The sequence below is a fragment of the Nitrosomonas halophila genome, assembly GCF_900107165.1.
In the GTDB taxonomy this organism is placed as follows: Bacteria; Pseudomonadota; Gammaproteobacteria; order Burkholderiales; family Nitrosomonadaceae; genus Nitrosomonas; species Nitrosomonas halophila.
Genome location: NZ_FNOY01000027.1, coordinates 15249 through 34260, shown reverse-complemented (window position 1 = coordinate 34260; position 19012 = coordinate 15249). Strand labels below are relative to the sequence as shown.

General features: G+C 52.4%; 19 protein-coding genes and 1 pseudogene. 9 read left to right on the top strand and 11 right to left on the bottom strand.

Annotated elements, in window-relative coordinates:
• Positions 1 to 198: 198 nt before the first annotated feature.
• The 4 genes from BLV85_RS07875 (at position 199) to ppk2 (ending at position 2613) form a co-directional block, all read left to right on the top strand.
• The gene (locus BLV85_RS07875; RefSeq protein WP_090413997.1) at positions 199 to 432 is read left to right on the top strand and encodes a CopG family transcriptional regulator; all 234 of its coding nucleotides are present in this window, start codon (positions 199 to 201) and stop codon (positions 430 to 432) included.
• Positions 419 to 682, top strand: a complete 264-nt coding sequence (locus BLV85_RS07870) for a type II toxin-antitoxin system RelE family toxin (protein ID WP_090413995.1) — start codon at positions 419 to 421, stop codon at positions 680 to 682. The genes BLV85_RS07875 and BLV85_RS07870 overlap by 14 nt, the downstream gene beginning before the upstream one ends.
• A gap of 277 nt (positions 683 to 959) precedes the next feature.
• Positions 960 to 1670 (top strand): transposase, encoded by a 711-nt coding sequence (locus BLV85_RS07865; RefSeq protein ID WP_090413993.1) that lies wholly within the window; start codon positions 960 to 962, stop codon positions 1668 to 1670.
• A 70-nt stretch (positions 1671 to 1740) separates the two neighbouring features.
• A complete protein-coding gene (gene ppk2 / locus BLV85_RS07860; RefSeq protein WP_090413992.1) occupies positions 1741 to 2613 on the top strand; it encodes a polyphosphate kinase 2 in 873 nt (290 codons plus the stop codon).
• 344 nt (positions 2614 to 2957) lie between these two features.
• On the opposite strand, the gene BLV85_RS07855 is transcribed toward ppk2, so the two are convergent.
• Entirely contained in the window at positions 2958 to 5687 is a 2730-nt protein-coding gene (locus BLV85_RS07855; protein WP_090413991.1) for a cation-transporting P-type ATPase, read from the bottom strand.
• Between the two features lie 103 nt (positions 5688 to 5790).
• Here BLV85_RS07855 and BLV85_RS07850 point away from each other — a divergent pair, with 103 nt between their 5' ends.
• Positions 5791 to 6501 (top strand): transposase, encoded by a 711-nt coding sequence (locus tag BLV85_RS07850; RefSeq protein ID WP_090413988.1) that lies wholly within the window; start codon positions 5791 to 5793, stop codon positions 6499 to 6501.
• A 12-nt stretch (positions 6502 to 6513) separates the two neighbouring features.
• Here BLV85_RS07850 and BLV85_RS07845 read toward each other — a convergent pair whose 3' ends face one another.
• From BLV85_RS07845 to zigA, 6 genes and pseudogenes are all read right to left on the bottom strand, one after another.
• Positions 6514 to 7653 carry a CobW family GTP-binding protein gene (locus tag BLV85_RS07845; RefSeq protein WP_090413986.1) on the bottom strand — a complete coding sequence of 380 codons (1140 nt, stop codon included), beginning with the start codon at positions 7651 to 7653 and terminating at the stop codon, positions 6514 to 6516.
• On the bottom strand, positions 7643 to 8089 hold the full coding sequence (dksA, locus tag BLV85_RS07840; protein ID WP_090413984.1) for an RNA polymerase-binding protein DksA: 447 nt from the start codon (positions 8087 to 8089) through the stop codon (positions 7643 to 7645). The genes BLV85_RS07845 and dksA overlap by 11 nt, the downstream gene beginning before the upstream one ends.
• Before the next feature lie 165 nt (positions 8090 to 8254).
• Positions 8255 to 8719, bottom strand: a complete 465-nt coding sequence (locus tag BLV85_RS07835) for a Fur family transcriptional regulator (protein WP_090413982.1) — start codon at positions 8717 to 8719, stop codon at positions 8255 to 8257.
• A gap of 245 nt (positions 8720 to 8964) precedes the next feature.
• On the bottom strand, positions 8965 to 9294 hold the full coding sequence (locus BLV85_RS15800) for a DUF1826 domain-containing protein (RefSeq protein WP_281245733.1): 330 nt from the start codon (positions 9292 to 9294) through the stop codon (positions 8965 to 8967).
• Positions 9295 to 9304: 10 nt separating this feature from the next.
• Positions 9305 to 9598 (bottom strand): annotated as a pseudogene (locus BLV85_RS15940) (DUF1826 domain-containing protein); the annotation flags it as partial.
• 1 nt (position 9599) lies between these two features.
• The gene (zigA, locus tag BLV85_RS07820) at positions 9600 to 10844 is read right to left on the bottom strand and encodes a zinc metallochaperone GTPase ZigA (protein ID WP_245725134.1); all 1245 of its coding nucleotides are present in this window, start codon (positions 10842 to 10844) and stop codon (positions 9600 to 9602) included.
• A gap of 409 nt (positions 10845 to 11253) precedes the next feature.
• Between zigA and BLV85_RS07815 the strand changes: the two genes are divergently transcribed.
• The 4 genes from BLV85_RS07815 to BLV85_RS07800 all read left to right on the top strand — a co-directional run bounded on the left by BLV85_RS07815 (position 11254) and on the right by BLV85_RS07800 (position 14641).
• Positions 11254 to 11928: a DUF1007 family protein gene (locus BLV85_RS07815; protein ID WP_090413975.1), complete on the top strand. Its 675-nt coding sequence runs from the start codon at positions 11254 to 11256 to the stop codon at positions 11926 to 11928.
• Complete coding sequence (locus tag BLV85_RS07810) at positions 11925 to 12887, top strand: nickel/cobalt transporter (protein WP_090413974.1); 963 nt, start codon at positions 11925 to 11927, stop codon at positions 12885 to 12887. The genes BLV85_RS07815 and BLV85_RS07810 overlap by 4 nt, the downstream gene beginning before the upstream one ends.
• Before the next feature lie 96 nt (positions 12888 to 12983).
• Entirely contained in the window at positions 12984 to 13637 is a 654-nt protein-coding gene (locus tag BLV85_RS07805) for a YiaD family glycine zipper/OmpA-like lipoprotein (protein WP_090413972.1), read from the top strand.
• Positions 13638 to 13684: 47 nt separating this feature from the next.
• Positions 13685 to 14641: a S49 family peptidase gene (locus tag BLV85_RS07800; protein ID WP_090413970.1), complete on the top strand. Its 957-nt coding sequence runs from the start codon at positions 13685 to 13687 to the stop codon at positions 14639 to 14641.
• Positions 14642 to 14669: 28 nt separating this feature from the next.
• Here BLV85_RS07800 and rfbD read toward each other — a convergent pair whose 3' ends face one another.
• The 4 genes from rfbD to BLV85_RS07780 are packed head-to-tail and all read right to left on the bottom strand — an operon-like array spanning position 14670 to position 18945.
• Positions 14670 to 15569 carry a dTDP-4-dehydrorhamnose reductase gene (gene rfbD, locus BLV85_RS07795; protein ID WP_090413968.1) on the bottom strand — a complete coding sequence of 300 codons (900 nt, stop codon included), beginning with the start codon at positions 15567 to 15569 and terminating at the stop codon, positions 14670 to 14672.
• Positions 15566 to 16624 (bottom strand): dTDP-glucose 4,6-dehydratase, encoded by a 1059-nt coding sequence (gene rfbB / locus BLV85_RS07790; protein ID WP_090413967.1) that lies wholly within the window; start codon positions 16622 to 16624, stop codon positions 15566 to 15568. The genes rfbD and rfbB overlap by 4 nt, the downstream gene beginning before the upstream one ends.
• A 22-nt stretch (positions 16625 to 16646) precedes the next feature.
• Positions 16647 to 18008: a tRNA lysidine(34) synthetase TilS gene (gene tilS / locus BLV85_RS07785; protein ID WP_090413965.1), complete on the bottom strand. Its 1362-nt coding sequence runs from the start codon at positions 18006 to 18008 to the stop codon at positions 16647 to 16649.
• The gene (locus tag BLV85_RS07780; protein WP_090413963.1) at positions 17968 to 18945 is read right to left on the bottom strand and encodes an acetyl-CoA carboxylase carboxyltransferase subunit alpha; all 978 of its coding nucleotides are present in this window, start codon (positions 18943 to 18945) and stop codon (positions 17968 to 17970) included. The genes tilS and BLV85_RS07780 overlap by 41 nt, the downstream gene beginning before the upstream one ends.
• Positions 18946 to 19012: the final 67 nt, after the last annotated feature.

Below are 19012 nucleotides of genomic sequence, written 5' to 3'. Positions count from 1 at the left end.
GCCCTGACGGGCAACTCCAAATGTATCGGTAATCTTGCTTTTTTACACAAAAACCCTGTCAAGCACTTTTTGCATTTTTTTCGCTGAATAGTTACTTTTACTCTTACCCTAATACCAGGGCTAACGTTCCTATATTCTACGACGCTATAGCGTTATAATGCTGTAATTCTTTAATATGTTAATTGCGGGGAATACCCAATGGGCAGTCTTTCTAAAAGATCCACAGTTTATTTTGAGCCCTCCATTCATCAAGCGTTGAAGATGAAAGCGGCTTCTTCACATGTTTCTGTTTCTGAAATTGTCGATGAAGCAGTTCGATTGCTGATCGCTGAAGATCAAGAAGATTTGCAAGCTTTTGTAGAGCGTAAAAACGAGCCGGAAATAAGTTATGAGGCGTTCATTAATGACTTGAAGGCGCATGGCAAAATATAAAATTGTCTTTAAAGCGTCAGTGGCCAAAGACTTGAGAGCTGTTCCCAATCATGATGTTAAAAGAATACTTCAACGAATAGACGAACTGGCAATCGACCCAAGAGTTGACGGATGTATTAAATTATCTGGTGAAGAAAAATACAGAGTTCGTCAAGGATTGTATCGAATTATCTATGAAATCAGAGATGCAACGCTTGTGGTCAATATTGTAAAAATTGGTCACCGGTCGAGTGCTTACAAAAATTACTAACAAAGCGGCGCTGTATCTATTTTTCGTCGATATGGTGACGGCGCTCAGCTTGGCTGCGTGGATCAATTGAATACTTTCTTGCAGCAGAAACATATTGCCAGCCCCACTCACGGAGTGCATTGGGATATTTTACAGCCAGCGCATGCGGCAGCCAGGCATCCGCCTTGCCCGCTTGAATATCCTCATCATGCCATTCAAAGTATTCGGGGTCAGAGTAAAATGAATATCTGCTAGACTTTACAGTCTACACATCAATTTGAAGAATCGCAGGCAATAAATGGCAAGATTATCGAGAGTGTGTCCGGTTGGTGTGCCTCAGCATGTTATGCAGCGAGGCAATAATCGGCAGGTTTGTTTTGCCGATGAACAAGACCTCGCAGCCTATGCGCATTGGTTAACAGAGGCGTCGAGGAAATATCAGGTCGACGTGCATGCATGGGTGTTCATGACCAATCATATCCATCTGCTGTGCACGCCCCAAGTGGAGAATGCGGTCAGCCGAATGATGCAGACACTGGGGAGGCAGTTTGTGCGTTATTTTAATTCCCGCTATCAACGAACTGGGACCCTTTGGGAAGGGCGATACAAGTCCTGCCTGGTTCAGGAGGAAATTTATCTCCTGGCGCTTTATCGCTATATCGAGCTGAATCCTGTCCGGGCCGGTATAGTGGAACAGCCGTCTGACTATGTTTGGTCAAGCTATGCTAGCAATGCGCAGGGCAAAGTTTCCGAGCTATGCACGCCGCATGCACTGTATGTGGCGCTAGGCAATGCAGAAAGCGAGCGGCAGGCCAGATACCGGCAATTATTCGAGCAACATGTCGAAGGAGAATTATTGACAGAGATTCGACAAACGCTGAACAAAGGGCTGGCACTGGGCAATGAACGATTTAAAGCGGAAATTGAAAAATTGACGGGTCGGCGGGTAACAGCCAGAAAAGCGGGTCGACCTGTCGGCTGGCGGAAGAAGGATACGGTGCACAAATAGCCCAATATAATATTACTCTGACCCCGATATTACCGTGACCCCGATATTACCGATATTAGAGGAGGCAACGATGGAATTACCATTCGATGGAGCAATTACTCACTTTTTCAAGAAAGAAGCCTCGGAGGAGGTACGTGCTGTGCTCGAGGATGCCGGCAAGAAGGGCGTCCCGAATCTGCGCTACCCTTATCCGTCCGCCATGAAAAAGAAAGACTACAAGACGACATTGAAGGCGCTCCAGATCGAACTGGTGCGCCTGCAGCACTGGGTGCAAGAGAGTGGTGCGCGGGTGGTCATCGTTTTCGAGGGACGTGATGCCGCTGGCAAGGGCGGCACGATTAAACGATTCCGGGAGTATCTCAACCCTCGCGGCGCACGTATCGTGGCTTTGCCCAAACCCTCCGAAGTCGAAGCTACACAATGGTATTTCCAGCGTTATATCAGTCATCTTCCTGCGGCAGGAGAGATCGTGTTCTTTGACCGTAGCTGGTACAACCGGGGGGTAGTGGAACATGTCTTTGATTTTTGCACCCACTCCCAACGTGAACACTGGTTCATGCAAGTGGTGCCGTTCGAACATATGTTGATTGATGAAGGAATCCAGCTATTCAAGCTATGGCTTAACGTCGGTCGCGCGACTCAATTGGAACGGTTCCTGAGCCGTGAAAGAAACCCGCTGAAACAATGGAAGCTCAGCTGGATCGACGTTGAGGGACTGAAACGCTGGGACGCCTATACCGACGCCATCACCGAAACCTTGCGCCGCACCCATACCTCCCGCGCACCTTGGATAATCGTGCGTGGGGACGACAAAAGGCGCGCACGAATCAACGCGATTCGTGCCGTGCTGTGTCAGCTTGATTATGACCGCAAAGATCCGGCCTCCGTTTGCGAGGTGGATCCGAAAATCGCAGGCGGGCTGGACTTGTACCGTCATCTCTGAAACAGGCAGCCGTAATTGAAAGCTATTTCCATGCCCAGATCAGCGGTGTGGCCAATCAGTCAAATCATCGCGAATATCCTGGCAGGGCACTCCATGGCACGAGTTGTGGTTGCGCGATTCTGCCGGCTACGGTATCGAAATCTATGCACGCCTGTTACCCGAAGAATTGGCGCAAATGCCTGCAGACCAGGAGCCTTGGTGCCTAGGAGGCTGTCCGAGAATAGCGATCGTGGCGAGGGCGAAGCTGGCTGGCCGGATTTGCCGGTCCTTCTCGTTGAATAGAAAACCACTATTCGCCTCAAATGATCGAAAAATCCCGCTCAGCCAGGCTCGTCCGCAGTAAATCAGTCTCGGGCAGTCTCCTGGTGCCTGGCACCGAGCCGTGAACGTCTGCGAAAAATGGTTTTTTCCCATTCCACGATGTAAAAAACTGCCAATCCAACACCAAGCGGGATGAGCCAGTGGCGCAATTCTAGTGGTGCAGACCCGAAAGCAACTTGCATAAAAGGCAGATAGACAAATCCAAGCTGTAACAGGATCAATACCCCGACCGCAAACCAGACTACCGAGTTGGTGAAAAGCTGATCCAGTCGATAACTTGGTTCGTGCATGAACCGGCTATTGAACAAGTAGAATACCTGTGCGCAGACCAGTGTGTTTACCGTGACAGCACGAGCAAGTTCGATCGGCATATCGAAGCGGCGTTCGACAATGAATACTGCGATGGTTGCGCCGCCTATGAGAATGGAAACATAGCCAATGCGCCAAAGGAAATGGAGGCCGAGAATGCGTGCATCGGGGGCGCGCGGAGGGCGCTGCATAATGCCGGGCTCAGAAGGCTCAAATGCGAGCGCGAGCGCGAGTGTGACAGCGGTGACCATGTTGACCCACAGGATCTGCACCGGCGTGAGCGGTAGCACCCAGCCGAAGGAGACAGCGATCAGAATGACCAGCGCTTCGGCGCCGTTGGTCGGAAGAATAAACAGAATTGCTTTGCGCAGATTGTCATAGATGGTTCGACCTTCCTCCACCGCGCGCTCGATGGAAGCAAAGTTATCATCCGCGAGCACGATGTCTGCGGCTTCCTTGGTTGCTTCTGTCCCTTTGATGCCCATTGCTATGCCGACATCGGCGCGCTTGAGTGCGGGCGCATCATTGACGCCGTCTCCAGTCATGGCGACCACCTCGCCATTGGCCTGCAGTGCCTTGACCAGGCGAAGCTTGTGCTCGGGACTGGTACGGGCAAAGATGTCCACCTCGCTGACGAGTCGCTGCAGTTCCTCGTCGCTCGCTTTTTCAAGTTCAGCTCCGGTCACGGCATGATCGCGTTCCGTGATCCCCATCTCACGGCCAATGGCACAGGCAGTTCCGGCATGATCACCGGTAATCATTTTGACTCGAATACCGGCCTCACGGCAGAGGTTGATGGCTTCAATCGCTTCGGGGCGAGGTGGGTCTACGATGCCCACCAGGCCAAGAAAGATCATTCCTTCTTCCAGATCGCCGATACCGAGATCGGTCTTGTCGTCCGGAGCCTCCCGCATGGCGGCTGCAAGAATGCGAAGCCCCTGACCACTGAGCGTTTCGATCCAGCCGTTCCAGTAATCGCAGTCCAGCGTTTCGAGCTTGCCCGATGTTCCACGCTGGTGCGAACAAAATTCAAAGAGCCGGTCCGGCGCGCCTTTCATGAAGATTCGCACGCCACCACCGGGCAGGCGATTGCATGTCGCCATGAATTTATTGTCCGACTCGAAGGGAATGGCAGCAATGCGGTCATAGTTATGGCGGTCAAAATCAGTCTTCTTCGCGAGTGTGCAGAGCGCCCCTTCGGTCGGCTCGCCGATGACAACCCAATGCCCCTCCTTGTGCTTGATCTCGGAATCATTGCAGACAGCCATCGTTTCTATCACGGCATGCAAGTCGCCATACGCTTCCAGGGAAGCGTATTCCCCATCAAAGGTTATTTTTCCATCCGGCGCGTAGCCAATTCCGCTGACCTGATATTCGCGGTGGTGAGTAATAACTTGCCGGGCGGTCATTTCGTTGCGGGTGAGCGTACCGGTTTTGTCTGAGCAAATCACGGTAACCGAGCCGAGTGTTTCTACCGAGGCAAGCTGGCGGGTAATGGCATTGCGCCTTGCCATACTTTGCACCCCGATAGCCAGTGTGATGGTAAGAATGGCGGGCAGCCCTTCCGGAATCGCGGCAACGGCAAAACCAATGGCCGCAAAAAATAGCTCTGGCAATGAGTAGTCATGCAGCACCCAACCCAGTCCGAACATGAGTACAGCCATCCCGAGGATCACAAATGACAGCATTTTGGAAAAGACTGCCATCTGCCGGGTCAACGGTGTTGCCAGAGTTTCCACTTCGGCAATCATGCGATTGATCTTACCGATTTCGGTTTCGGCCCCGGTCGACGTCACGATCCCTGTGCCACGGCCGCCTGTGACAATCGCTCCTGAAAAGGCCATACTGGAACGATCTCCTACCCCGGCATTTTCAGCCACCGGATCTGTTTGCTTATCGGAAGGGACAGACTCCCCCGTTAACGCCGATTCTTCGATACGCAGACTGTTGGCATTCAAGAGTCGCAGATCAGCGGGTACGCGATCGCCTGAGCGCAGTCGCACCAGATCACCCGGCACAAGGTCTTCAGCATCGATTTCTTTCCATTCACCCTCGCGCCTGACTTGGGCATGGGCGGAAAGCATCTTGCGTATCCCTTCGAGCGCCTCTTCGGCCTTGCCCTCCTGAATCAGGCCAATGATGGCATTGATCACGACAACCGCCATAATGACAAGGGTATCGATCCAGTGGCCCAGCGCGGCGGTGATTACTGCAGCCCCGATTAGAATGTATATCAGGGTATCGTGGAAATGTTTAAAAAAACGCTTGATCAGACTGTCCTTGTCCGCAACAGGCAATCGGTTGGGTCCCACCAATTCGATCCGCTCGCTGGCTTCTGCCTCGGTCAGTCCGCCTGGCCCACTCCCCAGTTTCTCGGAGACCACTTCACCGGGAAGGGCATGTACATGGCTAAGTTTGTAAGGATGACTGGTTGATTCACTCATTGGTTTCACCTTCTTCTTTTGGGAAGTATTCGGGGTCAGAGTAAAATGAATATCTGCTAGACTTTACAGTCTACACATCAATTTGAAGAATCGCAGGCAATAAATGGCAAGATTATCGAGAGTGTGTCCGGTTGGTGTGCCTCAGCATGTTATGCAGCGAGGCAATAATCGGCAGGTTTGTTTTGCCGATGAACAAGACCTCGCAGCCTATGCGCATTGGTTAACAGAGGCGTCGAGGAAATATCAGGTCGACGTGCATGCATGGGTGTTCATGACCAATCATATCCATCTGCTGTGCACGCCCCAAGTGGAGAATGCGGTCAGCCGAATGATGCAGACACTGGGGAGGCAGTTTGTGCGTTATTTTAATTCCCGCTATCAACGAACTGGGACCCTTTGGGAAGGGCGATACAAGTCCTGCCTGGTTCAGGAGGAAATTTATCTCCTGGCGCTTTATCGCTATATCGAGCTGAATCCTGTCCGGGCCGGTATAGTGGAACAGCCGTCTGACTATGTTTGGTCAAGCTATGCTAGCAATGCGCAGGGCAAAGTTTCCGAGCTATGCACGCCGCATGCACTGTATGTGGCGCTAGGCAATGCAGAAAGCGAGCGGCAGGCCAGATACCGGCAATTATTCGAGCAACATGTCGAAGGAGAATTATTGACAGAGATTCGACAAACGCTGAACAAAGGGCTGGCACTGGGCAATGAACGATTTAAAGCGGAAATTGAAAAATTGACGGGTCGGCGGGTAACAGCCAGAAAAGCGGGTCGACCTGCTGGCTGGCGGAAGAAAGATAAAGTGTGTGAATAGCCCGGTATAATTTTACTCTGACTCCAATGGCATATGCTTGGCTGCAAACGCATTGAAAGTGCGCTCAATGATCGATGGGTCAAGATCCCGTGTGATGAAAACAATGCGAGTGGAGCGATCTTCGCTCGGCCAGGCATCGAGTTCCACGGGAGGGTGGAAAATGTGCTGAACGCCGTGGATGACGGTAGGGCCAGCACGGTTCTTCAGGTTTATGAATCCCTTCACGCGTAATAAGTTGCTGCCCTTGAAACCGACCAGTAAGCCCAGCCACTGATCGAATAAATCTGGCGCGAGCGGTTCTGCAAATGTCAAACAGAATGTCTGGATATTGCCATGTCCGCCTTGGCTGGATGTGGATGGTGTGTTGGAAAGGCGGGGTTTGTTGCGCAGTGGTTGGGCTAGCTGGCCGGGTTGACGGATGGGTTGATAGTGTAAACGAGCGCGCGCAGTGGGTGCTGCCGGGTGCTTGTTGCCGGCCAGCCAGGTGCGTATGTCGGGTGATGTTTGGTCGATCGAGAATCGCTGTCCAAGCAGCTGATGAGGATCGATGCGGCCGTTGAGGGCCGTGAGGTGCTGGGCAATGGGGTTGAGTGCAGTAAGTTGTTGGTGCAGTTCGGCTAATTGTTTGGGGCTGGTGAGATCGCTTTTGGTTATGATCAGGCAATCGGCTATGGCGATCTGTTTGGCAGCTTCCGGGTGAAGCGAAAGGCTTGCCGCGCCATTGACGCAATCGACTGTGGCAATCAGCGCCTCGAGGCGATAATGGGCAGCAAGGGTCTCGTCCGTCATGAGAGTGTGAACAATCGGCGCCGGATCGGCCAAGCCGGTCGTTTCGATCACAACCCGGTTGAATTGCCGTTTGCCGTTGCGGGAGAAGCGCCACGTGACCTGTTTGAGGGTTGTGCTGAGATCGTGCCGAATATTGCAGCATACACAGCCGTTATCCAGTGTGACAACCATGTCTTCATCGCTATGGGTAACGAGCAAATGATCGAGGCTGGTTTCACCGAATTCATTGATGATGACCAGCGTGTCGCGCAAATCGGGTTGCTTGATCAAGTGGTTGAGCAGTGTCGTTTTGCCACTACCCAAGAATCCGGACAGAACCCAGATCGGAACGAGATTGTGTGCTGGTTTGGAATCAGTGGTCATATTGGCGGTGCTTCAGTTCGCGACGTTCTTGGGCTTCGAGGCAGAGACTGGCAGTCGGGCGGGCCAGCAATCTGGGAATACCGATCGGCTCGCCGGTTTCCTGGCACCAGCCATATTCACCTGTCTCGATTCGGGCCAGAGCCTCATCGATTTTCTTGAGCAGCTTGCGCTCGCGATCTCTGACCCGGAATTCCAGCAGATATTTCTCTTCGGAGCTGGCGCGATCGTTGGGGTCCGGGTCGGTTTCGGTATGCTGTATGGTCGTCAGTGTTTGTCGGGCATTATCAAGCAAGCTGCGTTGTTCGCTTTCCAGAATTTCCCGGAAAAAGGCAAGTTGCTCGGCGCACATGTATTCGCCGGTTGGCACATCCTGTAGCGATTTACGAGGAGGCGCTGTGGATATCTCGGGTTTGTCGGCTGCAGCATTATTGCTCATTGCCGGATCTCCTTGCTGGTTTGCTGGGCTTGCTGGCATTTGTTCAAGACAGACTGGTTGAAATTCAGGAAAATCTCTCGTCAGTTTTCATGCGTCAGCGGTGCGGTGTCGCCAATCTTCAAATCTTATGGGCATGTTTGTTTCCGGGCGGAAAATGCATTCCAGTCACAGCGTATGGCCGCGACATTGTTCGCACAGGCCATGCAATTCCAGTTGATGGCTGGACAGGGTGAAACCGGTATGCTCTATGCTGTGCTTCAATTCGGAAATGATGCGCTTCTTGATGCCGACTTCCTTGACAGTGTGGCAGCGGTCGCAAATCAAGAACTGCGGAATTTCGTGTGGGTGATCGCAGGTAATATGTGCACAGGCCACATAACGATTGGCTGTTTCCAGCTTATGCACCAGTTTCTCCTGAATCAGGAAATTCATGATTCGGTAGACGGACATGACCGGCAGCGTTTCGTTGAATTTTATTTTGTATTGCTCGGCAATTTCGTAGGCCGAGAGTGGCACTGATGCAGTCAGCAGCACCAGAAGCGTGTGTTTGCGTTTGGGCGTGAGCTTGACGCCGGTTGATATACAGATCTCTTCAGTCTTCCTGATAATTTGATCGATATCCGCAGACATATCGTCTGATCTCCATAAAAATATAATCTGCTGGGCAGATTGTTTATTTGGCTGGCAATGCCTGTCTATGCCACTGGCAGCTGATGATAAATGCTTGTAAGGAGCCGTGAAGGAATAAGTGTTACAGTTATTTATGAGCGACTCCTAAGTATATAGACCTTGACCACTGATTCACGATTTGTCATTGTATCGGCGCTGTGGTGTGCAGTGTCTTGTACTATGCTTGGCGAAGCTGGCATGCTTGATCAGGCACTGGATTCGGCCCAGTCCAGCGTCAGCAATACCCGGCTTTCCTGAGGCTGCAACGCGGGTGAGCGATGAATGGCGCCGCGGTCCTGGTTGGCTATCCAGGCTTTGCCCTTGAGCAGGGCGACTTCGCCAGCCAGCAACATGTGTACGTTATCTGTTCGGGGCGACAAATCATCGTTGCGCGCCAACCATTCGGTACCCTGGCCGGCATAGGTCGTGATCAACCGGCAGGGGACTTGATCGATATGAAAGCGTGGGCACATGGTTTTGTTCAGTACATGCAATCTGAGACCAACGGTTTCCAGTCCAAACAGGCAGGCAGGCAAACATGTCCACTATATTCGAGACATCTTGTATGAAGTGGTGTCTGGCGCCATGCCGGGGTAGCGATGTTGCCAGCAGGGATTCCACCTGGTGCAAGCTTACGCATTTTGTCAATTGAAAGCCAATCTGTTCCCGCTGCAAAAAATTTGCATACTGTTGTACCTCTGTTTCCAGTGTGCGCCTGAAGACAGACATTTGAATGCCTTTGTCATAGATGCGCGCCAGCACGCCGGGTTCATGGCCAATGATAAAATCATTGGCTGACTGTAAGTTGGGATTGTCGATCGTTAGGGCTGTTTGCAGCATGCTAAGCTTCCTCCCAATCTGGAAATGGGTCCTCCAGCGTTGACCAATAAGCCTGACCGGCCTGTAATTCAGCGTCGGTCAGCAGGCATGCATCCAGCTGTTGGCAAATGTTTTCGCGATCAAGTCGTTGACCGATAAAAACCAGCTCTTGCCTCCGGTCACCAAATGGTTGCTGCCATTTTTCATGAATCGATTCGAGATATTCCTCGTTTTCGGGCCATTGCTCCCTAGGCACGGCGCTCCAGAACAATCCGGCAAATCCATATCGGGCAATGCCACCCGCCTGATTCCATTGGCCGGCGTAGTCCGGCCGGCTGGCTAACCAGAAATACCCTTTGGAACGCAATAATTTGCCTTGCGGCCAGGGTTGATGGAGAAAGTCATGGAATTTACGCGGATGAAAGGGTTTTCTGGCTGTGTAAGTGAAGCTGCCGATGCCATACTCTTCAGTCTCGGGGGTATGCTCTCCACGCATTTCCTTGAGCCAGCCTGGTGCTTGTTGTGCGTGTTCGAAACTGAATTTGCGGGTATTCAGCAGCTTGCTGACATCGATTTGGCCGTTGCTGGCCAGTAGAATTTCTGCCTGGGTGTTGAGGGCGCGCAGGATTTTCTGCAGCCGGTCGAGTTCGTGCTTAGATACGAGATCGGTTTTGGTGATCACGATGACATCGCAGAATTCGACTTGGTCGATCAATAGATCGGCGACACTGCGTTCATCTTCTTCTCCCAGGGTTTCCCCGGCTTCCTGTAATGTCTTGGCTTCTTCAAAATCTGTGAGAAAATTCGCGGCATCGACTACGGTCGCCATGGTGTCCAGTCGGGAGATATCCGAGAGACTGACGCCATGTTCGTCTGCAAAGGTGAAGGTTTCAGCGATGGGTAACGGTTCTGAAATACCCGTGGATTCGATGACGAGATAGTCAAATTGGCGTGCCTGGGCAAGCTTCTGGACCTCGATCAACAGATCCTCACGCAAGGTGCAGCAAATACAGCCGTTGTGCATTTGTATCAGTTTCTGTTGCGCGCGATTGAGCGAGATTTCCCGTTCGATCAACGAGCCATCAATGTTGATCTCACTCATATCGTTGACGATCACAGCCACGCGCAGACCGGCACGATTGGACAGGATGTGATTGAGCAAAGTTGTTTTGCCTGCGCCCAGAAATCCCGAGAGGACCGTCACCGGCAGGCGGTGCGGGAGGGGAGAAATCATGTTGGCTGTGGCATGCTCGGTGGGTTGTGACATGTGTCGCTCCAAATAATATCTGTTATGTTATAACATAACATATTTATGTCAAGAAAGCATGGGTAAGTTGATGCCCGGTTTGCGCATCGGACAGGCGGGAGGACGCCAACCGGATACAGCCTGCTTTCATCTTGCAGCGGGGGTGCTTTGACCCCGGTGAATGATCGATGCCGGGAAACTTAATCGGCCGAATGTGATCTTTTTGATGGGCCATTGCGCGCGGTTGCCGGTTGTTGAGTCGCAGGGCAGGGCATAATTGCCATCCACTGCCATGGCTTGTTTTTGCTAAGAGTTGGCAAGAAAGCACACCTGGCCGAAGCATGAACTGAGAGGGGAGTCGCTTCATTAATTAAAAAAACAATATGTCTCAATACTGGTACGCTGGTCTGGATGTTCAAATCATGAGGCGATGATGGTGATACAAAAAAGTATTCTTGCTTGCTGCATTGGGTGGGTCACGATGATTCCGCCTTGCGGGGCACATCCGCACAATTGGGTGACCATGCGCAGCGAGTTTGTGGCAAATGATGAGGGTGAGCTGATAGCGGTCAATCAGACTTGGCGGTTCGATTTCTTTTTTTCAGCCATCCTGATTGCGGAAACGGTTAATGAGTGGCAGCAACCACTTCCCAAGGCACTCGAATTCGAGGCGCGGCGCATGATCCAGAATTTGGCGCCGTATCAGTATTTCTCGGTGCTGTTAGTAAATGAGCGAGAACTTCAGCTTCCCGCGCCGGATCACTATGCTTTGCAAGTGGTCAAAGCGGAGGGGCAGGAGTTTCTGGAACTGACCATGCATTTTCAGATGACGCAGCCGACGGTGCTGGCAGGCAGCACCGTGAGTTGGTCAGTTTATGATCCAACCTATTACATCGCTTATAGCCATGAGCATGCGGATAATGTCACGATCCGGCAGGCTTCGAATCTGTCTTGCAGCAAGCAACTCAAATTGCCGAAACTGACCGAGGAGTTGATCGCCTATGCCTTTTCGCTCGATCAAACTGAACGGGATACAGATGGGCTGGGGCGGGCGTTTGCGGAAAAAATATTGATAGTGTGTGAAAGGCAGGGGGAATCACGGTGAACCTTTTGATTAATGGTAGACATCTAAAAAAATATGGGCTCTGGTTTGGCATGTTGATGGGCGTGGGACTGCTGGTCTTGCTGATCCCCTGGACTGAAGTGCCAAGCGCGATCGCGGCCTTGCAGAAACAGCTCCATGTGCGATTGACTGCGCATATTTCTCAAGTGGAAGCGTCTCCCTGGCGTTACGGGACGAGTCTGATTCTGGTCAGTTTCCTCTATGGCGTATTTCACGCCATTGGTCCAGGTCATGGCAAGGCAGTCATCGTTGGTTATTTGGGTACCCAGAAAAACGAGCAGATTGCTCATGGAATTAAAATCTCGTTTCTTGCTTCGATGCTGCAGGCGATAGTTGCGATTGTGCTGGTTGCAAGCCTGGTCCAGCTGCTGAATCTGTCGCTTGCCAGCGTCAAGCAATATGGAGCGAATATCGAAATGGCCAGCTATCTACTGGTTATCCTGTTGGGGGCTGTGATCTGCGTGCGTGCCTGGTTGTTTTTTTATAAACAGCTAAAGCCGAAGCAACAGCATACTCACGCCCACGCTCATGCCGATCATGGACATGCCTGCGGTTGTCAGCATAGCTATGTGCCTGATGCCAGGCAGGACAGCAGGCAAAGAGGATTGGTCATTTTGTCGATGGGGTTGCGGCCATGTACCGGTGCTTTGATCGTGCTGATGTATGCCTATGTCGTCCAGGTCGAGATTTTTGGAATCATGGCGACACTGGCCATGGGAGTGGGAACGGGGATGACGGTTGCCATGCTGGCCTATCTCACGATCGTTTTCAGGGACCGGTTGCTGAAGTGGATAGAGCGGAATGATCGAATGAAGTCCGGGGTGCAATTGTTTCTGGTTCCCGGTTTGATGTTGTTTGGCGGCGTGCTGTTGATCGCGCTGGGATCATCCTTGCTGTGGGTGACCCAGGCGGCTGTCCCAATCGGGCACCCGTTGCTCTGATTTGCTTGACACGCCGGGAGCGGATGGCAGATTATCCTTTTTGTTGCGTCTGCTGGAGTACAATCTGGTGTCAAATTAATAATAAGGAGTATTGCCATGAATAATATCAGAATGGTGGCTGTTGCATTGGCTGGATGCATGATCGCAGGTTGTGCTGATATGACTGGAACCCAACGGGGTACTGGCCAAGGAGCTTTAATAGGTGCGGGTACGGGGGCTGCGATTGGTGCCCTGGCGGGTGGTGGAAAAGGTGCCGCGATTGGTGCCGGCGCAGGCGCTGCACTGGGTGCCGGTGCCGGTTATCTTTGGTCTCAGCGCATGGAAGAACAAAGAAGACAAATGGCAGCTGCGACAGCGGGCACGGGCGTCATGGTGTCGCAGACACCGGATAATCGTTTGATGCTGAATATTCCCAGCGATATCTCGTTCGATACTGGCAGCGCCCGCATCAAGCCGAATTTTCAACCAATTCTGGACAGCTTCGCCACCAGCCTACTGAATAATCCCGGCACGCAAGTCACGATTATTGGCCACACCGATAGCACCGGCACCGATGCCGTCAACAATCCGTTATCTTTCAACCGTGCGGGCAGTACCCGCGATTATCTGGTCAGCCGGGGGGTGCCCAATCAGCGTATCCAGGTCGATGGCCGTGGCTCCTATCAACCCGTCGCACCGAACGATACGCCAGCCAATCGTGCCAGAAATCGACGGGTTGAAATTTTTGTTAACGAAGCGCCTAACTACTGATCGGGTTTTTGGGCCGACTGAATTTTAAAGATGAATGTTTTACGCTTATGACTGACTCAGACAATTCGAATAAGGATCAATGGGAAAAAGAAACGCTGCAGAAATTGGTGTTTACTTCCTTGAGAGAGCAACGCCGGGCACGTCTCTGGAGCATTTTTTTTCGTTTACTGACCTTTTCCTACTTGTTCATCCTGCTTTTTTGGGGGTTGGGCTGGCTCGATACCGAAACCGTGCGCGTGACTGATAAGCATACGGCAATGGTCGATTTGCGCGGCGAGATTACGCCTGATAGCTTGAACAGCGCAGATAATATCAAAACCAGCCTGAAAAAAGCATTCAAGGATCGCAATACTGCCGGTGTTATCCTGCGGATCAACAGCCCAGGTGGCAGCCCGGTTCAGGCTGGATTGATCAATGATGAAATTGTCAGGTTGCGTGTGCTTTATCCGGAAATTCCAGTATATGCGGTCGTCGAGGATATCTGTGCGTCAGGCGGCTATTATGTGGCGGTTGCGGCGGACAAAATTTTTGCGGACAAGGCGAGTATTGTCGGTTCGGTCGGCGTGATCATGGATGGGTTCGGTTTCACCGGCACACTCGAAAAACTGGGCGTTGAGCGCCGTTTGCTGACAGCTGGAGAAAATAAAGGATTTCTCGACCCTTTCCTGCCTGCCAATCCCAGACAGAGAGAACATGCCCAGTCCATGCTGCAGGAGATTCATCAGCAATTTATTCAGGTGGTGCAGAAGGGAAGGGGCGACCGTTTAAAGGATCACCCCGATATTTTTAGCGGTATGATCTGGACCGGCGAGCAAGGCATCGAATTGGGCTTGGTCGATGCGCTCGGCAGTACTGACTATGTTGCCCGGGAAATCATTCAGGCCGAGCGTATCGTTGACTTCACTGCGCAGGAAGGGTTGATGGAGCGCTTTACCAGACGCTTTGGCCGGGTTGTGGCCTCCAGCTTACTGGCTGAAACCAGTGGAGAACTGCGCCTGCGATAGAGCGATAGAGAAAATCAGGCCATTCGGTTTATCGTGACGGGAGCAGTTCGGTCAGCATGCGAGTGACCCCGGTTTGCCAGGGCGGCAAGTGCAGCTCGAAGGTGCGGCGGAATTTTTCCGTATTGAGGCGCGAGTTGAGCGGGCGCTTGGCTGCGGCGGCAAAGGCTTCGGTCTGAACGGGAATGATCGCATCGGGTTGCACTTTGATTGGCAGACGGTGCTCGCGGCAGAAATCCAATACAAAACAGGCATAGCTGTACCAGGAAGCCTCACCGTTTGCCGCCACATGATACAAACCCGATAATTCCGGTTGTTGATGAAGTCGCGGGACAATCTGTGCCGTGACATCCGCCAGCAATTCCGCACCGGTAGGCGCGCCGATCTGGTCGTCGATGACCGTTAATTGCGTGCGTTCGCGCGCCAGACGCAAGATGGTTTTGGCAAAGTTCTGCCCCTGGGCAGCGTATACCCAGCTGGTACGCAAGATGATGTGCTTGCAGCCTGCTTGCTGGATCAGTTCCTCTCCCTGGCGCTTGCTTAATCCATAGACATTGACCGGTGAGGTGGGATCGGCTTCTGTCCAGGGGCGATTTCCCTTGCCGTCAAACACATAGTCTGTGGAATAATGGATCAGCCATGCGCCAAGGCGTCTGGCTTGTTGTGCCAAGAGGCCGGGCCCCTCGGCATTGATGCGATACGCCAGATCCGTTTCGCTTTCTGCTTTGTCTACGGCGGTGTAGGCCGCAGCGTTAATGATGATGTCGGGTTGAATGGCCTGCAGTGTCCGGGCAATGCCTACCTGGTCAGTCAGATCGCCGCAATGCGCATGATCCATTTTGCCCAGTGCGACCACTTCACCCAGCGGGGCCAGGCTGCGTTGCAGCTCCCATCCGACCTGGCCATTCTTTCCGAAGAGTAAAATTTTCACTGGATTGAACGTCCGTCATAGTTGATCTCGACCCATTTCCGGTAATCACCTGATTGAACATTTGCAACCCAATCCTGATTTTCCAGATACCAGTGCACGGTTTTTTCGATGCCTGTGGCAAACGTCTCGGCAGGCTTCCAACCAAGTTCACGTTCTATCTTGCGTGCGTCGATCGCATATCGCCGATCATGCCCCGGGCGGTCGGTGATAAAAGTGATCAGGGCATGGTAATCTGCCGGCCGGTATGTTTGCAGAATGTCGCAAATGGTATGCACAATCTCGAGATTCGGCTTTTCATTCCATCCGCCGATATTATAGGTTTCTCCTGGCTGGCCTTGTTCCAGCACGCGGCGTATCGCGCTGCAATGGTCGTTGACATAGAGCCAATCCCGGATTTGCTGGCCGTCTCCGTAAATGGGCAATGGTTTTCCGGCCAATGCATTGGTAATCATCAGCGGAATCAGCTTTTCGGGGAACTGATATGCCCCATAATTGTTGGAGCAATGCGTTGTCAGAACCGGCAAGCCATAGGTATGGAAATAGGCGCGCACCAAACAATCGCTGGCAGCCTTGCTGGCCGAGTAGGGACTGTTGGGCCGCAGGCAGTGATTTTCTGTGAAGGCGGGTGCCTGCTGATCGAGCGAGCCGAAGACTTCATCGGTTGAGACATGCAGGAAGCGGAAATGTGCCTTTTGCGGTGGCGTCAGATCTTTCCAGTAATGGCGTGCAGCTTCCAGCAATCGGAATGTGCCCGTGATATTAGTCTGAACGAAATCTTCGGGACCATGAATCGAGCGGTCGACATGGCTCTCCGCTGCCATGTGAATGATGGCGCGCGGCCGATAGCGGTTCAGCAATGCTGTGACTTTCTCTTGATCGCATATATCCCCATGCGTGAAAATATGCTGGGGGTTGCCGGCTAACGATGCCAAGTTTTGTAAATTGCCGGCGTAGGTGAGTTTGTCAAGATTGAGGATCCCCTCGTCGGACTGCCTGACCCAGTCTAGGATGAAATTGGTGCCAATAAAGCCAGCGCCGCCTGTTATCAGAATCATGGAAGTATCAGTGAATTGAAGACTATGTTGTTTGATGCGTGTGCAATGTTACCACCAATCCGGTTTGGTCCGGTTGTGCCTGGAAACTGCAGTCAACACCGATTCCTGCTACCCAGACAAGCTGTTCACCGCAAAACAGGAGCGGCAGCATGTCGCGTTTCCATGGCGGGAGCGCAGCTTCTTGCAGGATTTTTTTCAGGCTGCGGCGCGGCCGCCTGCAATCGGGTTGGAAACGTTCTCCTCCTGTCCTTGAGCGTATAGTAACAGTCTGTTGGGCCAGTTTCCCTGGGTCGATGCCTGTAGCGTTTTGATAGGTGAATTCGAGTTTGTTGTGTGGCACAGAAAGGTGCAACCATTGCTCGCCTCGCCAGGTGACAGGCGTGATGGGGGAGGATGCCGATTGGGTGCACAGAAATTCGACCTGTCTGCGATAGCAGCGGATTTCCAGTGTATCAACCATAAAGCGCAGCTGTGTATCAGGTTGCGCGCCATATAGCTGGCGTAGAATTTCCTCGAGCTTGGCCGTGCTCGGCAAGCTGACCATACGTTGCGCCAGCAGATAGCGCAGTAAGTTTTTGGCGCGGGCAGGGCTTAGGCCGCGTAATCCAGCCAACTGGATTTTGTCGGCGCGGATGACCGTCTGGGCATCGACTTGGGCGAGCTCATCAAGCAAATGAAACGCTTCCCCAAGATGCTGGCTGGCTCGGGTGATTGTTTTGCGGTAGGCAGGGTAGCGTTGTTCCAGCAGCGGCAGAATGCGGTGGCGCAGAAAATTGCGATCGAAGCGTATATTGCTGTTGCTTTCATCGGTGATCCATTCTAAATTCTGCTGTCTGGCGTAATGCAGAATAGCGGTGCGTGAAATGTCGAGCAGGGGGCGTAGCAGTCTGGTCGACGCGCCTGGCTTGAGCGGCCGAATGCGGGGCATGGCACTCAGTCCTTTGACGCCTGCACCGCGCAGCAATTGGAGCAACAAGGTTTCGACCTGATCGTCCTGATGTTGCGCGAGCGCGATGTAGTCAGCCTGAATCTGTTCAAAAACTCGGTAGCGGGCCTGTCTTGCAACAGCTTCCAGGCTTTCTTGGGGACGTTTCTGGATTTGCAGCCGGTGTATTGTCAGCGGTATCCCCAACCTGTCGCATAGGGTTTGGCAGAAGGCGCTCCATTGGCCTGTATGGGAGCTGATGCCGTGTGCAACATGTGCGGCTGACAGTTTCAGGCCCATGGGGGGTGAAGTTTTTGCAAGCAGATCCAGCAGTACGACCGAGTCTACTCCACCGCTCAAGGCAACAACCAGGTGATCGCCAGCCTGAACCTGTGTGCGCAGGTTGCGCTGAACGTAATCAGTTATGCTGTTCGGGTGGTTGGATCTTGAATTTTCCATATCCCATCAGCCGATCGAAACGCTTCTGTAGCAAGCCATCCAGTGGGTTATCCTGGAGTTTGCGCAGGGATTCCTGCAAAGCTTGCTTGATAGACTGCATGACAGCGAGATAGTCGCGATGTGCGCCGCCGATCGGTTCGGGGATGATGTTGTCGATTAGCCCCATTTCCTTGAGGCGCTCGGCCGTGATGCCTAGAATTTCGGCTGCATCGGATGCCTTATCCGCGCTTTTCCATAAAATGGAGGCACAACCCTCGGGCGAAATGACCGAATAGGTCGAATACTGCAGCATCAGGCTGGTATCGCCCACGGCGATGGCCAAGGCGCCGCCCGATCCGCCTTCCCCGATGATGACGCAGATAATGGGAATTTTCAGCTCCGCCATCACATACAGGTTCTTGCCAATGGCTTCAGACTGGCCGCGTTCTTCGGCATCGATTCCTGGGTAAGCGCCGGGGGTATCGATGAAGGTGATCAGCGGAATGGAGAATTTTTCGGCAAGCCTCATCAAGCGGAGTGCTTTGCGGTAGCCTTCGGGCTTAGGCATGCCGAAATTGCGGTAAATTTTTTCTTTCGTGTCCCGCCCTTTCTGGTGACCGATCACCATGACCGTTTGGCCACAGAAATGCGCCAGTCCTCCGACAATAGCCGGGTCATCCGCAAAATTCCGGTCGCCATGCAGTTCTTCAAAATCGGTAAACAGGTGCTGAATATAATCGAGCGTGTAGGGGCGTTGAGGATGGCGCGCGACTTGTGAAATTTGCCAAGGTGTCAGCTTGGCGTAGACACTTTTCGTCAGTCCCTGGCTTTTTGCTTGCAAGCGCGAGATTTCTGCGGAGATATCCAGTGCGGAGTTATCTTGTGCATAGCGAAGCTGTTCGATTTTTGCTTCAAACTCCTCTATACCTTTTTCAAAATCTAGAAAGACGGTTTTCATGAAAACTGATTTGATTAAAAGCGGGATGATACAGGATCTAACCCGGATTGTTCATGCCTAAAGGCTC

Bases quoted from the DNA above. Each gene is read 5' to 3' on its own strand.
- BLV85_RS07850 (WP_090413988.1), top strand. From the start codon at position 5,791: ATGGCAAGATTATCGAGAGTGTGTCCGGTTGGTGTGCCTCAGCATGTT.
- BLV85_RS07870 (WP_090413995.1), top strand. From the start codon at position 419: ATGGCAAAATATAAAATTGTCTTTAAAGCGTCAGTGGCCAAAGACTTG.
- BLV85_RS07805 (WP_090413972.1), top strand. From the start codon at position 12,984: ATGAATAATATCAGAATGGTGGCTGTTGCATTGGCTGGATGCATGATC.
- BLV85_RS07845 (WP_090413986.1), bottom strand. From the start codon at position 7,653: ATGACCACTGATTCCAAACCAGCACACAATCTCGTTCCGATCTGGGTT.
- BLV85_RS07800 (WP_090413970.1), top strand. From the start codon at position 13,685: ATGACTGACTCAGACAATTCGAATAAGGATCAATGGGAAAAAGAAACG.
- BLV85_RS07855 (WP_090413991.1), bottom strand. From the start codon at position 5,687: ATGAGTGAATCAACCAGTCATCCTTACAAACTTAGCCATGTACATGCC.
- BLV85_RS07875 (WP_090413997.1), top strand. From the start codon at position 199: ATGGGCAGTCTTTCTAAAAGATCCACAGTTTATTTTGAGCCCTCCATT.
- BLV85_RS07835 (WP_090413982.1), bottom strand. From the start codon at position 8,719: ATGTCTGCGGATATCGATCAAATTATCAGGAAGACTGAAGAGATCTGT.
- BLV85_RS07815 (WP_090413975.1), top strand. From the start codon at position 11,254: ATGATGGTGATACAAAAAAGTATTCTTGCTTGCTGCATTGGGTGGGTC.
- rfbB (WP_090413967.1), bottom strand. From the start codon at position 16,624: ATGATTCTGATAACAGGCGGCGCTGGCTTTATTGGCACCAATTTCATC.
- ppk2 (WP_090413992.1), top strand. From the start codon at position 1,741: ATGGAATTACCATTCGATGGAGCAATTACTCACTTTTTCAAGAAAGAA.
- BLV85_RS07780 (WP_090413963.1), bottom strand. From the start codon at position 18,945: ATGAAAACCGTCTTTCTAGATTTTGAAAAAGGTATAGAGGAGTTTGAA.
- dksA (WP_090413984.1), bottom strand. From the start codon at position 8,089: ATGAGCAATAATGCTGCAGCCGACAAACCCGAGATATCCACAGCGCCT.
- tilS (WP_090413965.1), bottom strand. From the start codon at position 18,008: ATGGAAAATTCAAGATCCAACCACCCGAACAGCATAACTGATTACGTT.
- BLV85_RS07865 (WP_090413993.1), top strand. From the start codon at position 960: ATGGCAAGATTATCGAGAGTGTGTCCGGTTGGTGTGCCTCAGCATGTT.
- zigA (WP_245725134.1), bottom strand. From the start codon at position 10,844: ATGTCACAACCCACCGAGCATGCCACAGCCAACATGATTTCTCCCCTC.